Origin of the sequence: Polaromonas potterensis (assembly GCF_033446725.1) — a bacterium.
Classification (GTDB): domain Bacteria; phylum Pseudomonadota; class Gammaproteobacteria; order Burkholderiales; family Burkholderiaceae_C; genus Polaromonas.
The window spans coordinates 371,589-389,619 of record NZ_JAWQLX010000004.1; the positions used below are offsets into that span (position 1 = coordinate 371,589).

Below are 18,031 nucleotides of genomic sequence, written 5' to 3' on the forward strand. Positions count from 1 at the left end.
TGGGCTCCGGCAAGACCTTATTTCAGGTCGTCGGCAATGACTTGCACAATGCGCTGGGCATTGGCGGAGGCTTCCGGCGTACCTTGGGCATTGAGGACGGACACGGTGGTCGCCTCGCCTTCGCTGCGCACGGCAATCCGGTACTTGAGCGGAGCCGCGCCGGCCGACGAGCTGCTGAACAGCTTGCTGAAGAAGCCAGGTTCTTTTTTGTCGGCGGTCGGTTCGACATAACGCACGAAATATGTGCCTTGTGTGCGGTCGCGGTCTTCCACGGTGAAGCCGGTGCGGTCCAGTGCCAGGCCGACACGGCGCCAGGCACGCTCAAAACCTTCATCGATCTGCACCACCGGGACGTTGTTGACCTTGGCCACACGTGCGGTCTGCCGGGCGGTGCCGCTGGCAATCAGGGCTTTGGACTGTTCCTGGCTGACGCCCAGCTTGACCATCAGCCGGCGCAGGAATTCTGCTTCGAGTTCGGGGTCGGCCGGACGGGGCTGCCAGATCGTGCCGTCGCCAGATTTCACAGGGCCGGTGGTGCGGCTGTCCGTGACGGTTTCGACCATGCCGCGGTGGCTGACATAAATTTCGGTGCCGCCGGTGGGCGTGCGTTCCAGACGCGTGCGGAACTTGTCGCGTTCACCGGTGGAGTACAGGCTGTCGAGTAGTTTGCCCAGGGTGGCGCGTATGAAGTCTTGCGGAAGTTTGGCGCGGTTTTCCGCCCAGTCGGTTTCCATGATGCCCAGGTTTTCCTGGTCCATCGCCAGCAAAAAGCCGCTTTCCTGCCAGAACTCGCGGGTCGGTCCCCAGAGTTTGTCGGCAGGGCGGTTCACCACCAGCCAGCGCTGGTTGCCCGCGCGTTCAATCCGGACATCGCCCACCGTGGTCGCTGCCGTTGTCACGGACTGGGTGGTCTGGCCGACCTGGTAGCCGCTGGCGGTGATGGCGCTACCTGGCACCACATAACGGGTGTCGCGTGAAAGCTGGGTCAAATCGGGCGGCACATCCAGTGAGGTCCCTTTGGCGGCGGATTTGTAGTCCACCTTGTCACCCTGCAGGGTTTCACCCAGGGATGAACAACCGGACAGGATCAGGGCGGCAAGCAGTGTCAGCGCGGGCGCGGCCAGAAAACGGGAGGCGGGCACAAGGCGTGAGGCGGTCGGCATAAGCAATGTCTTCTTCACTGGAGGTTCCCTTAAAAATTTAGATCAGGCCGGAAACACGCAGCGCGTTTTCCACCGTGGCTTCGTTGGCTGTTTCGAGCGGCGTCATGGGCAGACGCAAGGTGCCGCCGCAAAGTCCCATGCGGGCCATGGCCCACTTGACCGGAATCGGGTTGGCTTCCACAAACAGGGTTTTGTGCAGCGGCAGCAACTGGAACTGAATTTTCATCGCGGCCCGGGTGTCGCCAGCGATCGCGGCCACACACAATTCATGCATCAGCCGCGGCGCCACATTGGCGGTCACGCTGATATTGCCCTGGCCGCCACACAACATCAGCGCCACGGCGGTTGGGTCGTCACCGGAATAAACCGCAAAACCGGCCGGCACGTCCTTGATCAGCCACTGGGCGCGCTCGATGTTGCCGGTGGCTTCCTTGATGCCGACAATGCCGGGCACTTGCGTCAGGCGCAGCACGGTGGCGTGCTGCATATCCGCCACCGTGCGGCCGGGGACGTTGTACAAGACCATGGGCAGGTCCACCGCTTCGGCGATGGCCTGGAAGTGCCGGTACTGGCCTTCCTGTGTGGGCTTGTTGTAATAAGGCACGACCTGCAACTGGCAGTCGGCGCCGACTTTTTTGGCAAAACGGGCCAACTCTATCGCTTCCGATGTGGAGTTGGCGCCGCAGCCGGCCATGACCGGAACTCTGCCCTTGGCCTGCTCGACCGAGACGCGGATGATTTCGCAGTGTTCTTCGACGTTGACGGTGGGCGACTCGCCGGTGGTGCCGACCACGCCGATGCAATCGGTGCCCTCGGCAATGTGCCAGTCCACCAGTTTGCGCAAGGTCGGGTAGTCAACGCTGCCGTCTTCATGCAGGGGAGTGGCCAGTGCAACAATGCTGCCGGTAATGGTTTTCATGTCTTTGTGTCAGGTTGAGGGCTTTGGGTGCTGGTGCTCAAACCAGCTTGGCAAGCCAATTCCGCATTCTACTCAGTGCGCCAGGTGGGGTATCAGGCGGACAGAGGGCTGCTGTCGTCGATGCTGGCCAGCAGGCGCTGCCGGCCCGACAGCACATGGCGTTCGGCCGCTGATTTCGCCCGGGCTTTGGCGCCCTTGACGATGGCTTCGTAAATCGCCCGGTGTTCGATATTGGAGCGGCGCATATTCCCCGGCGAATTGAAATAACGGCGCCGGAACAGGTGTAACTCCTTGACGTAGTCGTCATAAGTCTCATGGGCGCGCTGGTTGTTCGACAGGCGCAGGATCAGGGTGTGGAATTGCAGGTTCAGGTCGTAATAACGGTCCGCGTCTTCGGCATCGCAGGCGGCATCCATTTGAGCCAGCAGCAGCTCGAATTGCTGTTTGTGTTCTTCATTGACATGTTCGGTCGCACGTTCGGCGGCAAAACCGAAGACCAGGGCGCGTAATTCATAGATCTCCAGCATCTCGCGCACCGAAATTTGTCGCACAAACACCCCGCGATTCACCACGGCCTTGACGATGCCCAGGCCCGTCAGCATACGAATGGCCTCGCGGATTGGACCGCGGCTGGTGCCCATGCGCAGCGCCAGCGCCGCCTCGTTGAGGCGTTCGCCGGGTTTGAGTGCCCCCGTGTAAATCAGGTGCTTGAGCTGATCCGCAATAAAGAGCGGCAATCCCTGCTCGGGCTTTTCTTTCGGTGATGGCATGGCGGAAGGGGCCGGTTGCGCACGAGATGGGCGCATGAAACAGGTGTTGGCATGGTACCTGAAAACGCAGGACGCTCTGGCTTGGAGGTCGAATAGTGTTCTCAATTATTAAAAAAGTGTTGACACTTTAATTATGAAGAGATGACACTTGCATTTTGTTTTTGTGTCTTTTTCTGGACTTTATCCATGCCTCACATGCCTGCTTCTTCCGCACTCCAGCGTTTTCGCGTGGTGGACCTGACCCAGGTCCGGGCCGGTCCGACGGCCTGCCGCCAACTGGCCGACTGGGGTGCCGACGTGATCCAGGTGCAGATGCCCGAACACATGCGCGGCGATGACACCCTGGGTGGACAGGAAGGCTCGGACTACCAGTACACCCACCGCAACAAACGTTCGATCTCCCTGAACCTGAAAGAGGACGAAGGCATACGCGTGCTCAAGCGCCTGATCGCCGGGGCTGACGTGGTGGTGGAAAACTTCCGGCCCGACGTCAAGTTTCGCCTGGGCATTGACTACGGCACCCTGAGTGTGGACAACCCGGGTCTGGTGTATGCCAGCATTTCGGGTTTTGGCCAGACCGGCCCGCTGGCCGCCCGTCCCGGCTTCGACCAGATTGCCCAGGGCATGGGCGGGCTGATGTCGGTGACCGGGATGGCTGAGCAGGGTCCCATGCGTGTGGGTATTCCGATCGCCGATTTGTGCGCCGGCATTTTTGCGGCCCAGGGCATTCTGGTGGCTTTGCTGGAGCGTGAGGTTTCGGGCAAAGGGCAGTGGTTGCACACCTCGCTGCTGGAGTCCATGGTGTACATGATGGACTTCCAGACCTCGCGCTGGTTGATCGACGGTGAAGTGGCCACCCAGGCCGGCAACTTTCACCCCACCAGCATCCCGACCGGGGTGTACAAGGCCCGTGACGGTTATATGAACATCGCCGTGTTTGGCTCCAAGATCTGGGAGCGTTTCTGCGACATCCTGGGTGCACCGGAGTGGGTCAGCGACGAGCGTTACCACGACAAGCGGGGGCGCTCGGTCAACCGCGATTCACTCAACGCTGAAATCAACCGGCGCCTGGTCGCGCAAGACCGCGCTTACTGGATCGAACGTTTGAACGCGGGTGGCGTGGCCTGCGGCCACATCAGCAATCTGAAAGAGGTGTTCGAGGAGCCGCAAATCCAGCACCTGGCCATGGTCAAGGACGTGGTGTCCAAACACCTGGGCGCACAACGCATGGTGGGCCAACCCATGCAACTGGAGCGCACGCCCAGCAGCATTGCCCGCGCCGCACCGCGTCGCGGCGAACATACCGAAGAAATCCTGGCCGAACTGGGCTGGGGCGCTGACGACCTGGCGCGTATGAAATCAACCGGAGTGTATTGAATGGCAACGATCAACTATGAATCCCCGACCGAACGTGTGCAGACCTGGCTGGAGGCCTCGACCTTGCATATCCGTTTCAACAACCCGGCCCGCCACAACGCCTTGTCGGTGGACATGTGGGAGGCGGTGCCGGCGCTGTTGACGCTTGCGGAAACCGACGATCGCGTGCGGCTGGTGGTGTTTTCGGGTGCCGGCGAAAAAGCCTTTGTGTCCGGCGCCGACATCTCGCAGTTTGAAGACATGCGTGCTGCACGCGAAGCCGTGACGCGTTATGAACACATGGCGGAAACCGCGCTGATGAGCATTTACCAGTTCAGCAAACCCACACTCTCCTGTATTCGTGGTTATTGCATAGGCGGCGGCGTGAATGTGGCGATCAGTTGTGACATCCGTATTGCTTCGACCGATTCGGTGTTTTCGATTCCCGCTGCCCGCCTGGGCCTGGGCTACCGTTATTCGGCCATGAAAAACCTGGTGGACCTGGTAGGTGCGGGCGCCGCCAAAGACCTGTTTTTCACGGCCCGCAAGATAGACGCCCGGGAAGCCCAGGCGCTGGGTCTGATCTCACGCGTCTGCGAGCCCGAGCAGTTGTCCGCTGTGCTGGCGGAATACACCTCGGCCATGGCCGTCAATGCCCCCTTGACCATACGCGCGGCCAAGGCCATCACGGCGGAAATCCTCAAACCTTCGCCCGAGCTGGACATGGCGCTGTGCCAGCAACTGATACGCGGCTGTTTTGACAGCGCGGACTATGCCGAAGGCCGCAAGGCTTTCATGGAAAAACGCAAACCCGTCTTCGTTGGCAAATAGGCCGGCCCTCATTTCGGCCCAAACCACCTGGAAAGAAAACACCCATGCAGTCTTACTGGATGCACATGACCGAGCAACACGCGACGCTGGAACTGCGCGAGCTGCCCCAGCCCGAACCCGGACCGCAGCAAGTGCTGGTGCGCCTGCACGCGGCCAGCCTGAACCGCGGCGAATTTATTGCCGGCCATGGGCTGCACGGCAAACCCGGCAGCGCCAAGGCTGTGGGCATGGAAGGCGCGGGCGAGGTGGTCAAGCTGGGCGCTGGTGTGAGCCACCTGAAGGTGGGCGACCGTGTCATGGGGCGCTGTCCCGGGGCTTTTTCCGAATACGCGCTGATGGATGTGCGCGAAGTTATGGCCATGCCTGCCAACTTGTCCTGGGAAGAAGCGGCCAGTGTGCCGCTGACCTTTCTGGTGGTTTACGACATGCTGGTTTTGCAGGGCCGGCTGGCGGCCGATGAGTGGTTGTTGATCAACGGTGTGTCGTCGGGGGTGGGTGTGGCGGCCTTGCAGACCGCCAAGGCCCTGGGGGCGAAAGTGATAGGAACCTCCGGCTCGGCCGAGAAACTCGCCCGCCTCCAGCCACTGGGGCTGGATGTTGGCCTGTGTACCCGCGCCGCTGATTTTTACGACGCCGTGATGCAGGCCAGCGGCGGCAAAGGGGTGAACCTGGTGGTCAACACCGTGGGGGGGGCGGTGTTTGCCGAAGGTCTGCGTTGCCTGGCTTTCCAGGGGCGACACGCCACCGTGGGTTATGTCGATGGTGTGCTCAAGGCCGAGATTGACCTGGAAGCCCTGCATGCCAAACGCCTCACCCTGTTCGGCGTGTCCAACAAGCAGCGCACGCCCGAGCAGCGCGCCCAGGCGGTGCCAGGCTTTGTGGCCGACCTGTTGCCGGCCCTGGCGGCGGGGCGTATCCAGCCGCTGGTGGACCGGGTGTTCCCCTTCGATCAGTTGGCCGCCGCCAAGGCCTGTATGGAAGCCAGCCAGCACCTCGGCAAGATTGTGCTGGCCATGCCGGGCGGACGCTAAACCGCAGCGCGAACAATTCAAAAAAAGGAGACAAACATCATGAAAAAACTGGAACTTATTTCAGCCTTGGTTCTCGGCAGCCTGAGTTTGGGCGCCGCAGCCCAGGCGCCGGCGTATCCGGCCAAACCGATCCGGCTGTTGGTGGGTTTTGCGCCCGGCGGTGCGGCCGACTATGTGGCGCGCGCCATGAGCGATGCATTGGGCAAAGCCATGGGCCAGCCCATCGTGATCGAAAACCGCGCCGGTGCCGGCTCCAGCATCGCCGCCGAAGCTGCGGCCAAGGCCGCGCCGGACGGCTATACCATCCTGATCGCCAGCCCCAGCAGCATCTCGGTGAACCCGGCCCTCAACACCAAGCTGGGTTACACCGCACGCGACCTGATGCCTATCACCAAGCTGACCAGTTCGCCGTTGGTGATTGCGGTCAACCCGGCCACGGGCATCAACTCCGTGCAGGACCTGATTGCCAGGGCCAAAAAATCACCCGGCGTGCTGAATTACGCCACGGCGGGCAATGGCTCGGCCCCGCACCTGGGGGCGGCGCTGTTCCTGCAGATCACCGGCGTGCAGATGACACATATTCCGTTTCGCGGCGGCAACCCGGCCATCCAGTCGGTGATTGCCGGTGACACACAACTGACTTTCGGTACGCCACCCTCTGTGCTGCCCGGGGTGAAGAGTGGCCGTCTGCGCGGCCTGGCCGTCAGTGCCCGCGAGCGTACGTCGCTGGTGCCCGGCTTGCCGGGTATGGCCGAGGCGGGTTTGCCGGAGTACGGCATCGAGTTCTGGTACGGCTTTTTTGTGCCGGAGGGCACGCCTGCGCCCATCGTCAAAAAGATCTTCGACGCCACCGCCATCGCCATGCAGCAGCCCGCAGTCAAGGCGGCGCTGGCACGTGAAGGCACGGATGTGGCCTTGTCAGCCTCGCCCGAGCAGTTTGCGGCCTTTCTGAACGAAGATGCGAAATTCTGGGTCAAGCTGGTCAAGGACGCGGGCGTCAAGCTCGATTGAGCTGGTGCCAGCGCTGTACCGTTAAGCCAGGGGGTAACGCGGCACGATCCCCGGCGAAGCGATTTCCCGGACCGCCGCAATCCGCTGCACAAAACGCGCCGGCGCCTCCTGGTAGCCGTCTTCAAAGGCCACCACGCGCAAGTCGCGGCACAGGTCCAGCAGCTCGCCCGGTCGCAGCAAAAAGTCAGGCCGCGAGGGTTTGCCTATGGTTTCATTGCCTTGCGCAAAAGTTTCGTAAATCAGCACACCGCCGGGCGCCAGGCTGGCCAGCAACGTCGGGAGCAAGGGGCGCCAGAGGTAGTTGGTCACGACCACGGCGTCAAACTGGCGACCAGCAAAAGGCCAGGGCCCGGCTTCGATATCGGCCACGACGGTTTCGCTGGCGGTGGCTGGAATCGCTATGGATTCGATAGCTGCTTGCGACCGGTCCACAAGGGCTAGAGGGTGATTTCTCTTGTAAAACCAATAAGCATGGCGGCCCTGGCCGCAGGCCACGTCGAGCACGGTACCCTGGGGGCGCACCAGGTGCGACCAGCGTTGTACCCAGGGGGAGGGCGCTTCGCTGCCGTGGGGACTGTTATTTGTCGCGGAGATCGGTTCCGCCGACAGGCCGCCCTTAGGCGGAACAGCCCCCTCGGGGGGCAACGTAGTACACGAAGTGACAAGTGTGGGGGCCGTATTTTTCAATGGGGTTTGACCTCGTCTTTGAGCGCGGCCAGCGCCATGGTTTCGACGGCGCCGGGTGCCAGCAGCTTGAGCCAGCGGCCCAGCTTGCCCTTGGCCGTCATCACGACCTCGCGCTCGCGACGCGCCATGCCTTCGATGATCAGGCGCGCGCAGGTTTCTACGCTCATGGCATCGTCTTCCTTGAGCCCGCTGGCGCCGGCTGCGGTTCCTGCGGCGTTGAAGCCACGGTAACGGATTTGGGTGGCGACCACGCCGGGGTAGGCGGTGGTGACGCTGACGCCGGCCGTTTTCAGCTCGGCGCGCAAGGCTTCAAAAAAACCGGTCATCGCAAATTTGGTGGCGCTGTAGGCAGTGCGGCCCGGCACACCGATCAGGCCGGCCAGGCTGGACACCGCCACGATGCTGCCGCGGCTTTGTTTGAGCCAGGGCAGGGCGGCGTGGGTGCACCAGAGACTGCCCCAGAGGTTGACACGCATCAACTGCTCGTACCAGGCCAGGTCTTCGGCTTTCACGTCTTCAAACAGGGCTTGGGCCGACATGCCGGCGTTGTTGATCAGGGCATCGATGCGCCCGAAACGGTCGGCGGCGGCCGCAATCAGCGCGCGACACTGGGCCTGCTCGGCCACGTCGGTGGGCAGCACCAGCGTGGTCGCCCCGCTGGCCTGGCACTGGGCGGCCACGGCGTTCAGTGCGTCTTTGTTGCGGGCGGCCAGCACCAACGCAAGCTCCGCGCCGTGGCGCTGCGCCAGTTGGCGCGCAATTTCGGCGCCTATGCCGTCCGAGGCGCCGGTGATCACGATGGTTTTCATGGTCTTGTCACTTTTTGCAGGTCTGGTGTGGAGTCCAGGCGAAAGCCTACCATCGAATGAGTGGGCTCGGCCCCTTGCCCTGAGGCGCACTATCCCTTACGCTGTGTAGCCAAGTCATGCCATCGGGCGCAGGCGCTGCGTCCGGCACCAAGGAGCGCGCTTATGCCTTCCTCGAATTCTCCGGCCGTCGCTGCCTTGCGCACGCTGGCTTTTGTCGGTGCTGCCGCCAGCGGCAAGACCAGCCTGGTCGAGGCCTTGTTGCACAAGGCCGGTGCGATCGGTACGACGGGCAGCCTGGAGCGTGGCACGACGGTCAGCGACTTTGATCCGCTGGAGCGACGGGCGCAACACTCGCTCAACGCAGCGCTGGTGCACCTGCAGCACGAAGACACCCTGATTCACCTGATCGACACCCCGGGCGCGCCGGATTTTCTCGGCCAGTCCTTGCCCGCGCTGGAGGCGGTGGAGACCGCGGCCCTGGTGGTCAGCGCCTCCAGCGGCCTGGAGTTGATGAGCGGCCGCATGATGGCCTGGGCCGCGCATCGTGAGTTGTGCCGCATGGTCATCATCAACAAGATAGACGCGTTGGGTATTGATCTGCCGGGTTTGCTGGCGGCCATCCAGACGGCTTTTGGCAAGGAGTGTCTGCCGCTGAACCTGCCTGCAGCCGGCGGCACACGGGTGGTGGACTGCTTTTTCAACCCGTCCGGCGAGGCTGATTTTTCCAGTGTGGAGTTAGCGCACCGCGCGCTGGTCGAGCAGGTGGTCGAGGTCGATCCGGCCCTGGTCGAGCGTTACCTGAACGACGGTGATGTGGACCCGCGCGAATTACATGCACCGCTGGAACAGGCGCTGCGTGAAGGTCACCTGATTCCCGTCTGTTTTGTCTCGGCACGCAACGGCGCCGGGGTGGCCGAGTTGCTGGATGTGATGGTCAGGCTGCTGCCCAATCCGGCCGAAGGCAACCCGCCCCGGTTTCTGCGCGGCGAAGGCGCCGCCGTCACGCCGGTGCAGGCCGAACCGGATCCGGCACGTCATGTGCTGGCGCATGTGTTCAAGGTCACCGTCGATCCTTACGTGGGCAAGATGGGCATCTTCCGGGTGCACCAGGGCACGATCACCCGCGATAGCCTGCTTTACATAGGTGACGGCAGGCGGCCCTTCAAGGTCGGCCACCTGTTCCGCTTGCAGGGCAAGGACCACACCGAGATCGCCAGTGCCGGGCCGGGTGAGTTGTGTGCGGTGGCCAAGGTTGATGAAATTCATTTCGACGCGGTCTTGCACGACGCGGCGGAGGACGACCACATCTACCTCAAGCCGCTGGACTTCCCGGTGCCTGTGCATGGGCTGGCGATCGAGCCCAAACGCCGCGGCGACGAACAACGCATGTGGGATCTGGTGCAAAGACTGGTGGACGAAGACCCCTGCCTGCGGTTGGAACATGTGACAACGACCAACGAAACCGTGGTCTACGGGCTGGGCGAGCTGCACCTGCGGGCCTTGCTGGAGCGACTGAGCGAGGTCTACAAATGTGAAGTCAATACCCGGCCACCACGTATTGCCTACCGCGAGACCATCACCGTGGCGGCGGCCGGCCACCACCGCCACAAAAAACAAAGCGGCGGCGCCGGCCAGTTCGGCGAGGTTTTTTTGCGCGTCGAACCTTTGGCCCGCGGCGCCGGCATCGAGTTTGTCGATCAGGTCAAGGGCGGCACCATTCCCGGGCAGTACCTGCCAGCGGTTGAAAAAGGCGTGCGCCAGGCCCTGGAGAGCGGCGTGATTGCGGGTTTTCCGGTGCGGGATGTGCGGGTGGTGGTCTACGACGGCAAGTACCACAGCGTGGACAGCAAGGACATCGCGTTTGCGACCGCCGGACGCAAGGCGGTGATCGAGGCCGTGCGTGCGGCCGTGCCCATCGTGCTGGAGCCCATCGTCAATGTGGAGATCACCGCGCCCGAGGCCAATATGGGCGACATCACCGGCGACCTGTCGGCGCGCCGCGGCCAGGTCAGCGGCACACGCGGGTTGCAGCTGGGCATTTTGGCGGTGTTGGGTCAGGTCCCGTTGTCGGAGCTGAGCAGTTACCAGTCACGGCTCAATGCCTTGACCGGCGGCCAGGGCCGCTACACGCTGGCCTTCAGCCACTACGAGGCCGTGCCGCCGCCGGTGCAGCAGCAGTTGGCTGGTCAGTTCAAGGTGCGCGACGAGGATTGAGCGTTTACAATTTTTCGACGGGCCGCCCCTAGAAAAATTAGCCCCCTCAGGGGGCAGCGCAGTACGCGAAGCGACAAGCGTGGGGGGCTAGAAACAGGCCCAGAGCTGGTCGGCCAGGGTCAGCAGGAAGTCGGGCCGGGTGTAGAGCGCAAACACGCCCAGCACGGCCGCCAGGGCCAGTGTGTACAGCGTGATCTTGCGAGCCATCTCAGGCACCCTGTAACTGGCCGGTCCGGGGGCGTTGGATCGCGGTTTCACGCACCGGCAGGTTGACCAGCGCCGCAAACACGCCCAGGCCGATGGCGATGTACCAGACGATGTCATAACTGCCGGTACGGTCGTACAGGTAGCCGCCCAGCCAGACCCCCATGAAGGAGCCAATCTGGTGGCTGAAAAACACAAAACCGCTGAGCATGGACAAATGCTGGATGCCGAAAATTTGCGCCACCACCGCGTTGGTGGGTGGAATCGTGGACAGCCACAGCAGCCCCATCAGGCTGGCAAAAATATAGACGCTGGTCGGGCTCAGTGGTGCCGCCAGAAACACGGCAATCACAATGGCCCGGGCGAAATAAATGAAGGCCAGGATTTTTCGTTTGGCCAGCCGCTGGCCCAGGGTGCCGGCCGCGTAGGTGCCAAACACATTGAACAGGCCGATCAGGGCCAGCGCATAACTGGCCACTTGCGGTGACAGCCCTTTGTCCCGCAGATAGCTGGGCATGTGCACGCCGATAAACACGACCTGGAAACCACAGACAAAATAACCGGCCATCAACAACTGGAAGCTCGGGTATTTGAAAGCCTCTTTCAAGGCCTGCAGGATGGTTTGTTCACGCGGGGGCGCCTGGCCGGCACCGAAACGGTTCTCGCGCAGGCCAAAGGCCAGCGGCATGATCAGCAAAACCGCGCCGCTGAGCACCAGCAGCGCTTCTTTCCAGCCCAGGCCGCTGATCAGAAAACCTTCCACCGGCACCATCAGGAACTGCCCGAAAGAGCCGGCCGCCGCCGCCACGCCCATGGCCCAGGAGCGTTTTTCGGCCGGGATGTTGCGGCCAATCACGCCATAAATCACGGCGTAAGTGGTGCCGGCCTGGGCCGCACCAATCAAGATGCCGGCGGTCAGCGTGAACAACAAGCTGCTGGTGGAGAGCGCCATGCCGACCAGGCCCAGCGCATACAAGACGGCGCCGCCTATGATCACGCGGGACGCGCCAAAACGGTCGGCCAGCATGCCGGCAAAAATACCGAACACGCCCCAGGACAGGTTTTGCACGGCAAGCGCCAGCGCAAAGGTCTGGCGTGTCCAGCCCTGCTCCTGGGTGATGGGCAGCAGCCACAGGCCGAAGCCGTGGCGTATGCCCATGGACAGGGTGACAATGGCGGCGCCGCAGATGAGCACCTGCGCCATGGAAAGAGATCGGCTGGAAGATTGCATGCGGTGAATGTACCCAAACACGCGTGTTTCTGCTTTTCAAAATATTCAGCGCATTGATGCGTGCCAGGAATGAATACCGGTGCACGCCTAAAGACTGTATATTTATCCAGCCTTAGAATCATCCAGGTCTACAATCCACCCTCCCATGGCGACCAAACTACCCAACGAATATTCCGAAGGCTCGATCCGCGTGCTCAAGGGCCTAGAGCCCGTCAAGCAGCGCCCGGGCATGTACACCCGCACCGACAACCCGCTGCACATCATCCAGGAAGTGCTGGACAATTCGGCCGACGAGGCGCTGGCCGGTCACGGCAAGAAGATCAAGGTCATCTTGCACAGCGACGGCTCGGTCAGCATCGAAGACGATGGCCGCGGCATTCCCTACGGCATGCATCCGGAGGAAAACGCACCGGTGATCGAGCTGGTGTTCACCCAGCTGCATGCCGGCGGCAAGTTCGACAAGGGCAAGGGCGGCGCCTACAGCTTTTCCGGCGGCCTGCACGGCGTGGGTGTCAGCGTGACCAATGCGTTGTCCAAACGTCTGGAAGCCACCTCCTACCGCGACGGCATGGTCGCCTCCCTGGTGTTTTCGGGCGGCGATGTGACCGAGGCTTTGCAGTTGCGCAAGGCCGGCGAAGGTGACCGCAAATCGGGCACCACGGTGCGCGCCTGGCCGGACGCCAAATATTTTGAAAGTTCGGCCCTGCCCATGGCCGAACTCACCCACCTGCTGCGCAGCAAGGCCGTGCTGATGCCCGGCGTCACCGTGACCCTGGTGGTGGAAAAAACCAAGGAAGTGCAGACCTGGATTTACAAAGGCGGCCTGCGCGACTACCTGATGCAGACCCTGAGCGCCGATCCGGTGATTCCGCTGTTCGAGGGTGAAGGTTTTGCCGACGCCGCACACGACAGTTTTGCCGAAGGCGAGGGCGCGCAGTGGTGTCTGGGCTTCACCGAAGACGGCCAGCCGGTGCGTGAAAGTTATGTCAACCTGATTCCGACCAGCGCTGGCGGCACGCATGAAAGCGGCCTGCGCGACGGCGTGTTTCAGGCCGTCAAGAGTTTCATCGAGCTGCATTCGCTGCTGCCCAAAGGTGTCAAGCTCTTGCCCGAGGACGTGTTTGCCCGCGCCAGTTATGTGCTCTCGGCCAAGGTGCTGGACCCGCAGTTCCAGGGCCAGATCAAGGAACGCCTGAACTCGCGCGATGCGGTGCGGCTGGTCTCCAGTTTTGTGCGGCCTACGCTGGAAGTCTGGCTCAATCACCATGTCGACTACGGCAAAAAGCTGGCCGAACTGGCCATCAAGGCGGCGCAAACGCGGCAGAAGGCCGGCCAGAAAGTTGAAAAACGAAAAGGTTCTGGCGTGGCCGTGTTGCCGGGCAAACTCACCGACTGCGAAAGCAAGGACCTGGCGCACAACGAGATGTTCCTGGTCGAGGGCGACTCCGCCGGCGGCAGCGCCAAGATGGGCCGCGACAAGGAAAGCCAGGCCATTCTGCCGCTGCGCGGCAAGGTGCTCAACACCTGGGAGGTCGAGCGCGACCGGCTGTTTGCCAACAACGAGATCCATGACATTTCGGTGGCCATCGGTGTGGACCCACACGGCCCCAACGACTCCCCGGACCTGAGTGGCCTGCGTTACGGAAAAATCTGCATCCTCAGCGATGCCGACGTGGACGGCTCGCACATCCAGGTCTTGCTGCTGACCCTGTTTTTCCGGCATTTCCCCAAACTCATAGAAACCGGCCATGTGTATGTGGCCAGGCCGCCGCTGTACCGGGTGGATGCGCCGGCGCGCGGCAAAAAACCGGCGTCCAAGGCCTATGCGCTGGACGAAGGCGAGTTGAGCGCCATTCTGGATAAACTGCGCAAGGAAGGCGTGCGTGAAGGCGCTTGGGCCATCAGCCGCTTCAAAGGCTTGGGTGAGATGAATGCGGAACAACTGTGGGAAACCACACTCAATCCAGACACCCGGCGCCTGTTGCCGGTGCAACTGGGCAATATGGACTTTGCCCAGACCGAAAGCCTGGTCACCAAATTGATGGGCAAGGGCGAAGCCGCGGCACGCCGCGAACTCATGGAACTTCACGGCGATGCTGTGGAGATCGACATCTGAAGGACCCCATGTCTCAGCCCGGATACCGCGCCGCATGAGTATGTTTATGCGTCAAAAGTGGCTCCAGCCCTTATGGGTTGGGCGTAAGCAGCTATCGTTTTTGATAGCCGCTGCCGCCTTGCTGCTGACTGGCGCGCCTGCCCGGGCCGATGTCTGGGGTTATGTAGATCAGGCTGGTGTGGCGCATTTTTCGGCCGAGCGACTGGATGAGCGTTACCAGCTGTTTTTCCGCGGTGGCGAAAGTTTCGACACCAACCGGGGCGCCGCCTCGTCGGGCGTACCGGGCAAAGGCATGCCGGGCGCACCGCCCAAGCTGCTGGCATTTTTCGACGTGTCGCCGAATTACAAGGCGGTCCGGCATTTGCTGCGCGAAGCCTCGGTCACACACAACATCGACTACGCCTTGCTGCAGGCGTTGATCGCCACCGAGTCCGGCTTCAACACCCAAGCCGTGTCGCCCAAAGGCGCGGTCGGCCTGATGCAACTGATGCCGCCTACGGCCCAGCGTTATGGCGTGCGGGCCGAGAAAAACGCGACGATCGAGAAAAAACTGACGGACCCGAAAACCAATATTCGCGCCGGTGCGCGTTACCTGCGTGACCTGATCGATTTGTTTCCCGGTCAGCTTGAGCTGGCCATCGCGGCCTACAACGCCGGCGAAGGCGCGGTGCAGCGGGCCGGCAACAAAATTCCCAATTACGCCGAAACCCAGAATTACGTAAAAACCGTGATGCAGCTTTACGGCCACCTCCAGCCGCCCCCCATGTTGGCGGAGGCGCGCCGCGGGCGCGTCAGGCTGGAGATGATGGGCGGCGCCAGCGGGCGCGGCAACCAGGTCCCCACCTTGGTGGTGCAAACACCCGCAGCCCCTGAGTTCCAGGTCGAGCGTGAATAAGGTGGGCCCCGTTTTGAACGGCGCTGGCCATCACCCTGGCGGGGCTGGCCCGCCTACATCCATTTCCTGCGGGTGAGCCGCACAGGCTGAATCCCCCTGTTTCTACACCCCTTACTTTCGTAGTTTGAACCCCGATGGACGATCTTTTTACATCCCCTGCACCTGCCAGCCCCGAATTGCCCGACCAGGAGTCGCTGGCCGCTTATGCCCAGCGCGCCTACCTTGAATATGCGCTCAGTGTCGTCAAGGGCCGGGCCCTGCCCGATGTCTGTGACGGTCAGAAACCGGTGCAGCGGCGCATCATGTACAGCATGGCGCGTATGGGGCTGGGCTTCTCAGGCGCCAATGGCGCCAAGCCGGTCAAAAGTGCGCGCGTGGTCGGCGACGTGCTGGGTAAATACCACCCACACGGTGACCAGGCCGCGTATGACGCGATGGTGCGCATGGCCCAGGACTTCAGCCAGCGTTACCCGCTGGTCGATGGCCAGGGCAATTTCGGCTCCAGAGACGGCGATGGTGCTGCGGCGATGCGATACACCGAGGCACGCTTGTCGAAAATCACGACCTTGCTGCTCGACGAGCTCGACGAAGGCACGGTCGACTTCGTCGCGAACTACGACGGCTCCTTTGAAGAACCGCGCCAGTTGCCGGCGCGTTTGCCTTTCACCCTGCTCAACGGCGCGAGCGGCATTGCCGTGGGCCTGGCCACCGAAATCCCGAGTCACAACCTGCGCGAAGTGGCCGACGCCTGCGTGGCGCTGATCAAGACGCCCAAGCTCAGCGACGACGAGTTGTATGGACTGATCGCTGGGCCGGACTACCCGGGCGGCGGCCAGATCATTTCCAGCGCGGCCGAGATCGCCGCGGCTTACAGCACTGGCCGCGGCTCGCTCAAGGTGCGCGCGCGCTGGAAGATCGAAGACCTGGCACGTGGCCAGTGGCAACTGGTGGTGCAGGAGTTGCCGCCGGGGGTCAGCACCCAGCGTGTGCTCGAAGAAATCGAGGAAATCACCAACCCGAAAATCAAGACCGGCAAAAAGGCCTTGAGCCTGGACCAGGTGCAACTCAAACAAACCGTCTTGTCCGTGCTGGATGTGGTGCGTGACGAATCGAGCAAGGACGCCGCTGTGCGCCTGGTGTTCGAGCCCAAAACCAGCCGCATCGAACAGTCCGAACTCATCACCACCTTGCTGGCCCACACCAGCCTGGAAAGTTCGTCGAGCATCAACCTGACCATGGTCGGGCTGGACGGCCGGCCCACGCAAAAAAATCTGCGGCAGATGCTCAACGAGTGGATCAGCTTTCGCCAGACCACGATAGAGCGGCGCTCACAGCATCGCCTGAACAAGGTGCTGGACCGCATCCACATCCTCGAAGGCCGGCAACTGGTGTTGCTCAACATCGATGAAGTGATTGCCATCATCCGCCAGGCCGAAGAGCCCAAGGCGGCGCTGATTGCGCGTTTTAATCTCAGCGACCGCCAGGCTGAAGACATTCTCGAAATCCGCCTGCGCCAGCTCGCACGCCTCGAGGCCATCAAGATTGAGCAGGAGTTGAAAAACCTGCGCGAAGAGCAGGGCAAGCTCGAAGAAATTTTAGGCAGCCCGGCCGCCTTGCGCCGGCTGATGATCAAGGAAATCGAAGCCGACGCCAAACAGTTTGCCGACCCGCGTCGCACCCTGATCCAGGCCGAGAAAAAAGCCGTGCTTGAAGTGAAAGTGCTGGACGAACCTGTGACCGTGGTGGTGAGCGCCAAAGGCTGGATACGCGCGCGCAGCGGCCACGGCCACGACGCCGCCAGTTTTGCCTTCAAGTCCGGCGACGGCTTGTACGGCACTTTTGAATGCCGCACAGTGGACAGCTTGCTGGTGTTCGGCACGGCGGCCAAAGGCACGGGCCGCGTGTATTCGATACCGGTGGCGATGTTGCCGGGCGCACGCGGTGACGGCCAGCCGGTCACCACCCTGATCGAACTCGAATCAGGCACCCAGCCCGCGCATTATTTTGCGGGACCATCAACGGCCACCTTGCTGCTCAGCGGCAGCGGTGGTTATGGTTTCCTGGCGACGGTTGAAAACATGACCTCACGCCTCAAGGCTGGTAAGGCCTTTATCAGTTGTGCTGAAGGCGAAATAATTTGCAAACCTTCCCATGTGTCGGGCCACAGCGGATCGGTGCCGCTGAATCCGGCGACGCATGTGGCTTGCGCGTCCACCGGCGGCCGCATCTTGACTTTTGAAATCAGCGAACTCAAAACGCAAGCAGCAGGCGGTCGCGGCCTGATGCTGATCGACCTGGACGCCAAAGACACGCTGGCCGGCGCGGCGGCCTATACCCGCAGCGTAAAAATCGAAGGCATAGGCCGGGGTGGCAAGGAACGCGAAGAAACGCTGGAGATTCGCAGCCTGAACAACGCCCGTGCTGCACGGGCGCGCAAGGGCAAGGCGGCGGACCTGGGCTTCAAGCCGACGGCGATTTCCCGGGTGGAATAAACGGTTTGCAGTCGCTATTGAATTGATAGCTTCTTGCGCCCGAAGGTATTGGACTGTGGCTATCTTTTCTTTAAATTTTCGAGCTGAATCCTTCGAGAGGATTACTCTCTGGGGTTGATGCTTTTGAGCATCACGCTGCGCCTGTGGCTTGCCCCCGGCAGTAGGACGAACTCCCCACGCCCACCCCTAACCCCTTACAGGGACTTCCCACGTAGTCAAGCATTGTTCGTGATAAGTTTTCCTTGGTGACGGTTTTCTTGCTTTGTCGTGAAATTGATGGTGCGAGGCAACGGGAACAGACT

14 protein-coding genes are annotated in these 18,031 nt (G+C 62.1%); 8 read left to right on the plus strand and 6 right to left on the minus strand.

The annotated features are described in order from the left end of the window. Window positions 1-17: 17 nt before the first annotated feature. The 3 genes from bamC to R6254_RS10645 form a co-directional block, all read right to left on the minus strand. Window positions 18-1,163 carry an NlpB/DapX family lipoprotein gene (gene bamC, locus R6254_RS10635; RefSeq protein ID WP_318406643.1) on the minus strand — a complete coding sequence of 382 codons (1,146 nt, stop codon included), beginning with the start codon at window positions 1,161-1,163 and terminating at the stop codon, window positions 18-20. A 37-nt stretch (window positions 1,164-1,200) separates the two neighbouring features. Then, a complete protein-coding gene (gene dapA / locus R6254_RS10640; protein ID WP_318406645.1) occupies window positions 1,201-2,082 on the minus strand; it encodes a 4-hydroxy-tetrahydrodipicolinate synthase in 882 nt (293 codons plus the stop codon). Between the two features lie 92 nt (window positions 2,083-2,174). Then, window positions 2,175-2,852: a GntR family transcriptional regulator gene (locus R6254_RS10645; RefSeq protein ID WP_318406647.1), complete on the minus strand. Its 678-nt coding sequence runs from the start codon at window positions 2,850-2,852 to the stop codon at window positions 2,175-2,177. 186 nt (window positions 2,853-3,038) lie between these two features. Between R6254_RS10645 and R6254_RS10650 the strand changes: the two genes are divergently transcribed. The 4 genes from R6254_RS10650 to R6254_RS10665 are packed head-to-tail and all read left to right on the plus strand — an operon-like array spanning window position 3,039 to window position 7,081. Then, window positions 3,039-4,229, plus strand: coding sequence for a CaiB/BaiF CoA transferase family protein (locus R6254_RS10650; protein ID WP_318406649.1), 1,191 nt, complete (start codon window positions 3,039-3,041; stop codon window positions 4,227-4,229). Next, the gene (locus R6254_RS10655) at window positions 4,230-5,039 is read left to right on the plus strand and encodes an enoyl-CoA hydratase (RefSeq protein ID WP_318406651.1); all 810 of its coding nucleotides are present in this window, start codon (window positions 4,230-4,232) and stop codon (window positions 5,037-5,039) included. A 44-nt stretch (window positions 5,040-5,083) separates the two neighbouring features. Then, entirely contained in the window at window positions 5,084-6,070 is a 987-nt protein-coding gene (locus R6254_RS10660) for a zinc-binding dehydrogenase (RefSeq protein WP_318406653.1), read from the plus strand. 39 nt (window positions 6,071-6,109) lie between these two features. Then, a complete protein-coding gene (locus R6254_RS10665) occupies window positions 6,110-7,081 on the plus strand; it encodes a tripartite tricarboxylate transporter substrate binding protein (protein ID WP_318406655.1) in 972 nt (323 codons plus the stop codon). 21 nt (window positions 7,082-7,102) lie between these two features. Here R6254_RS10665 and R6254_RS10670 read toward each other — a convergent pair whose 3' ends face one another. Together R6254_RS10670 and R6254_RS10675 are read right to left on the minus strand one after the other, a co-directional pair. Continuing rightward, window positions 7,103-7,606 (minus strand): class I SAM-dependent methyltransferase, encoded by a 504-nt coding sequence (locus R6254_RS10670; protein WP_318406689.1) that lies wholly within the window; start codon window positions 7,604-7,606, stop codon window positions 7,103-7,105. Between the two features lie 158 nt (window positions 7,607-7,764). Beyond that, on the minus strand, window positions 7,765-8,577 hold the full coding sequence (locus R6254_RS10675) for an SDR family oxidoreductase (protein ID WP_318406656.1): 813 nt from the start codon (window positions 8,575-8,577) through the stop codon (window positions 7,765-7,767). A 162-nt stretch (window positions 8,578-8,739) separates the two neighbouring features. Between R6254_RS10675 and fusA the strand changes: the two genes are divergently transcribed. Beyond that, the gene (gene fusA, locus R6254_RS10680) at window positions 8,740-10,791 is read left to right on the plus strand and encodes an elongation factor G (RefSeq protein ID WP_318406657.1); all 2,052 of its coding nucleotides are present in this window, start codon (window positions 8,740-8,742) and stop codon (window positions 10,789-10,791) included. Between the two features lie 208 nt (window positions 10,792-10,999). Here fusA and R6254_RS10685 read toward each other — a convergent pair whose 3' ends face one another. Further along, entirely contained in the window at window positions 11,000-12,226 is a 1,227-nt protein-coding gene (locus R6254_RS10685; RefSeq protein ID WP_318406659.1) for an MFS transporter, read from the minus strand. Between the two features lie 145 nt (window positions 12,227-12,371). Here R6254_RS10685 and R6254_RS10690 point away from each other — a divergent pair, with 145 nt between their 5' ends. The 3 genes from R6254_RS10690 to parC all read left to right on the plus strand — a co-directional run bounded on the left by R6254_RS10690 (window position 12,372) and on the right by parC (window position 17,729). Beyond that, window positions 12,372-14,342, plus strand: a complete 1,971-nt coding sequence (locus R6254_RS10690; protein WP_318406661.1) for a DNA topoisomerase IV subunit B — start codon at window positions 12,372-12,374, stop codon at window positions 14,340-14,342. A 46-nt stretch (window positions 14,343-14,388) separates the two neighbouring features. Beyond that, window positions 14,389-15,237 carry a lytic transglycosylase domain-containing protein gene (locus tag R6254_RS10695; RefSeq protein ID WP_412103149.1) on the plus strand — a complete coding sequence of 283 codons (849 nt, stop codon included), beginning with the start codon at window positions 14,389-14,391 and terminating at the stop codon, window positions 15,235-15,237. A 134-nt stretch (window positions 15,238-15,371) separates the two neighbouring features. Then, window positions 15,372-17,729: a DNA topoisomerase IV subunit A gene (gene parC / locus R6254_RS10700; RefSeq protein WP_318406664.1), complete on the plus strand. Its 2,358-nt coding sequence runs from the start codon at window positions 15,372-15,374 to the stop codon at window positions 17,727-17,729. The last annotated feature ends 302 nt before the right edge of the window (window positions 17,730-18,031 follow it).

Bases quoted from the DNA above. Each gene is read 5' to 3' on its own strand.
- R6254_RS10695 (WP_412103149.1), top strand. From the start codon at position 14,389: ATGCGTCAAAAGTGGCTCCAGCCCTTATGGGTTGGGCGTAAGCAGCTA.
- dapA (WP_318406645.1), bottom strand. From the start codon at position 2,082: ATGAAAACCATTACCGGCAGCATTGTTGCACTGGCCACTCCCCTGCAT.
- R6254_RS10690 (WP_318406661.1), top strand. From the start codon at position 12,372: ATGGCGACCAAACTACCCAACGAATATTCCGAAGGCTCGATCCGCGTG.
- R6254_RS10655 (WP_318406651.1), top strand. From the start codon at position 4,230: ATGGCAACGATCAACTATGAATCCCCGACCGAACGTGTGCAGACCTGG.
- R6254_RS10685 (WP_318406659.1), bottom strand. From the start codon at position 12,226: ATGCAATCTTCCAGCCGATCTCTTTCCATGGCGCAGGTGCTCATCTGC.
- R6254_RS10645 (WP_318406647.1), bottom strand. From the start codon at position 2,852: ATGCCATCACCGAAAGAAAAGCCCGAGCAGGGATTGCCGCTCTTTATT.
- R6254_RS10675 (WP_318406656.1), bottom strand. From the start codon at position 8,577: ATGAAAACCATCGTGATCACCGGCGCCTCGGACGGCATAGGCGCCGAA.
- R6254_RS10650 (WP_318406649.1), top strand. From the start codon at position 3,039: ATGCCTCACATGCCTGCTTCTTCCGCACTCCAGCGTTTTCGCGTGGTG.
- bamC (WP_318406643.1), bottom strand. From the start codon at position 1,163: ATGCCGACCGCCTCACGCCTTGTGCCCGCCTCCCGTTTTCTGGCCGCG.
- R6254_RS10665 (WP_318406655.1), top strand. From the start codon at position 6,110: ATGAAAAAACTGGAACTTATTTCAGCCTTGGTTCTCGGCAGCCTGAGT.
- R6254_RS10660 (WP_318406653.1), top strand. From the start codon at position 5,084: ATGCAGTCTTACTGGATGCACATGACCGAGCAACACGCGACGCTGGAA.
- parC (WP_318406664.1), top strand. From the start codon at position 15,372: ATGGACGATCTTTTTACATCCCCTGCACCTGCCAGCCCCGAATTGCCC.
- fusA (WP_318406657.1), top strand. From the start codon at position 8,740: ATGCCTTCCTCGAATTCTCCGGCCGTCGCTGCCTTGCGCACGCTGGCT.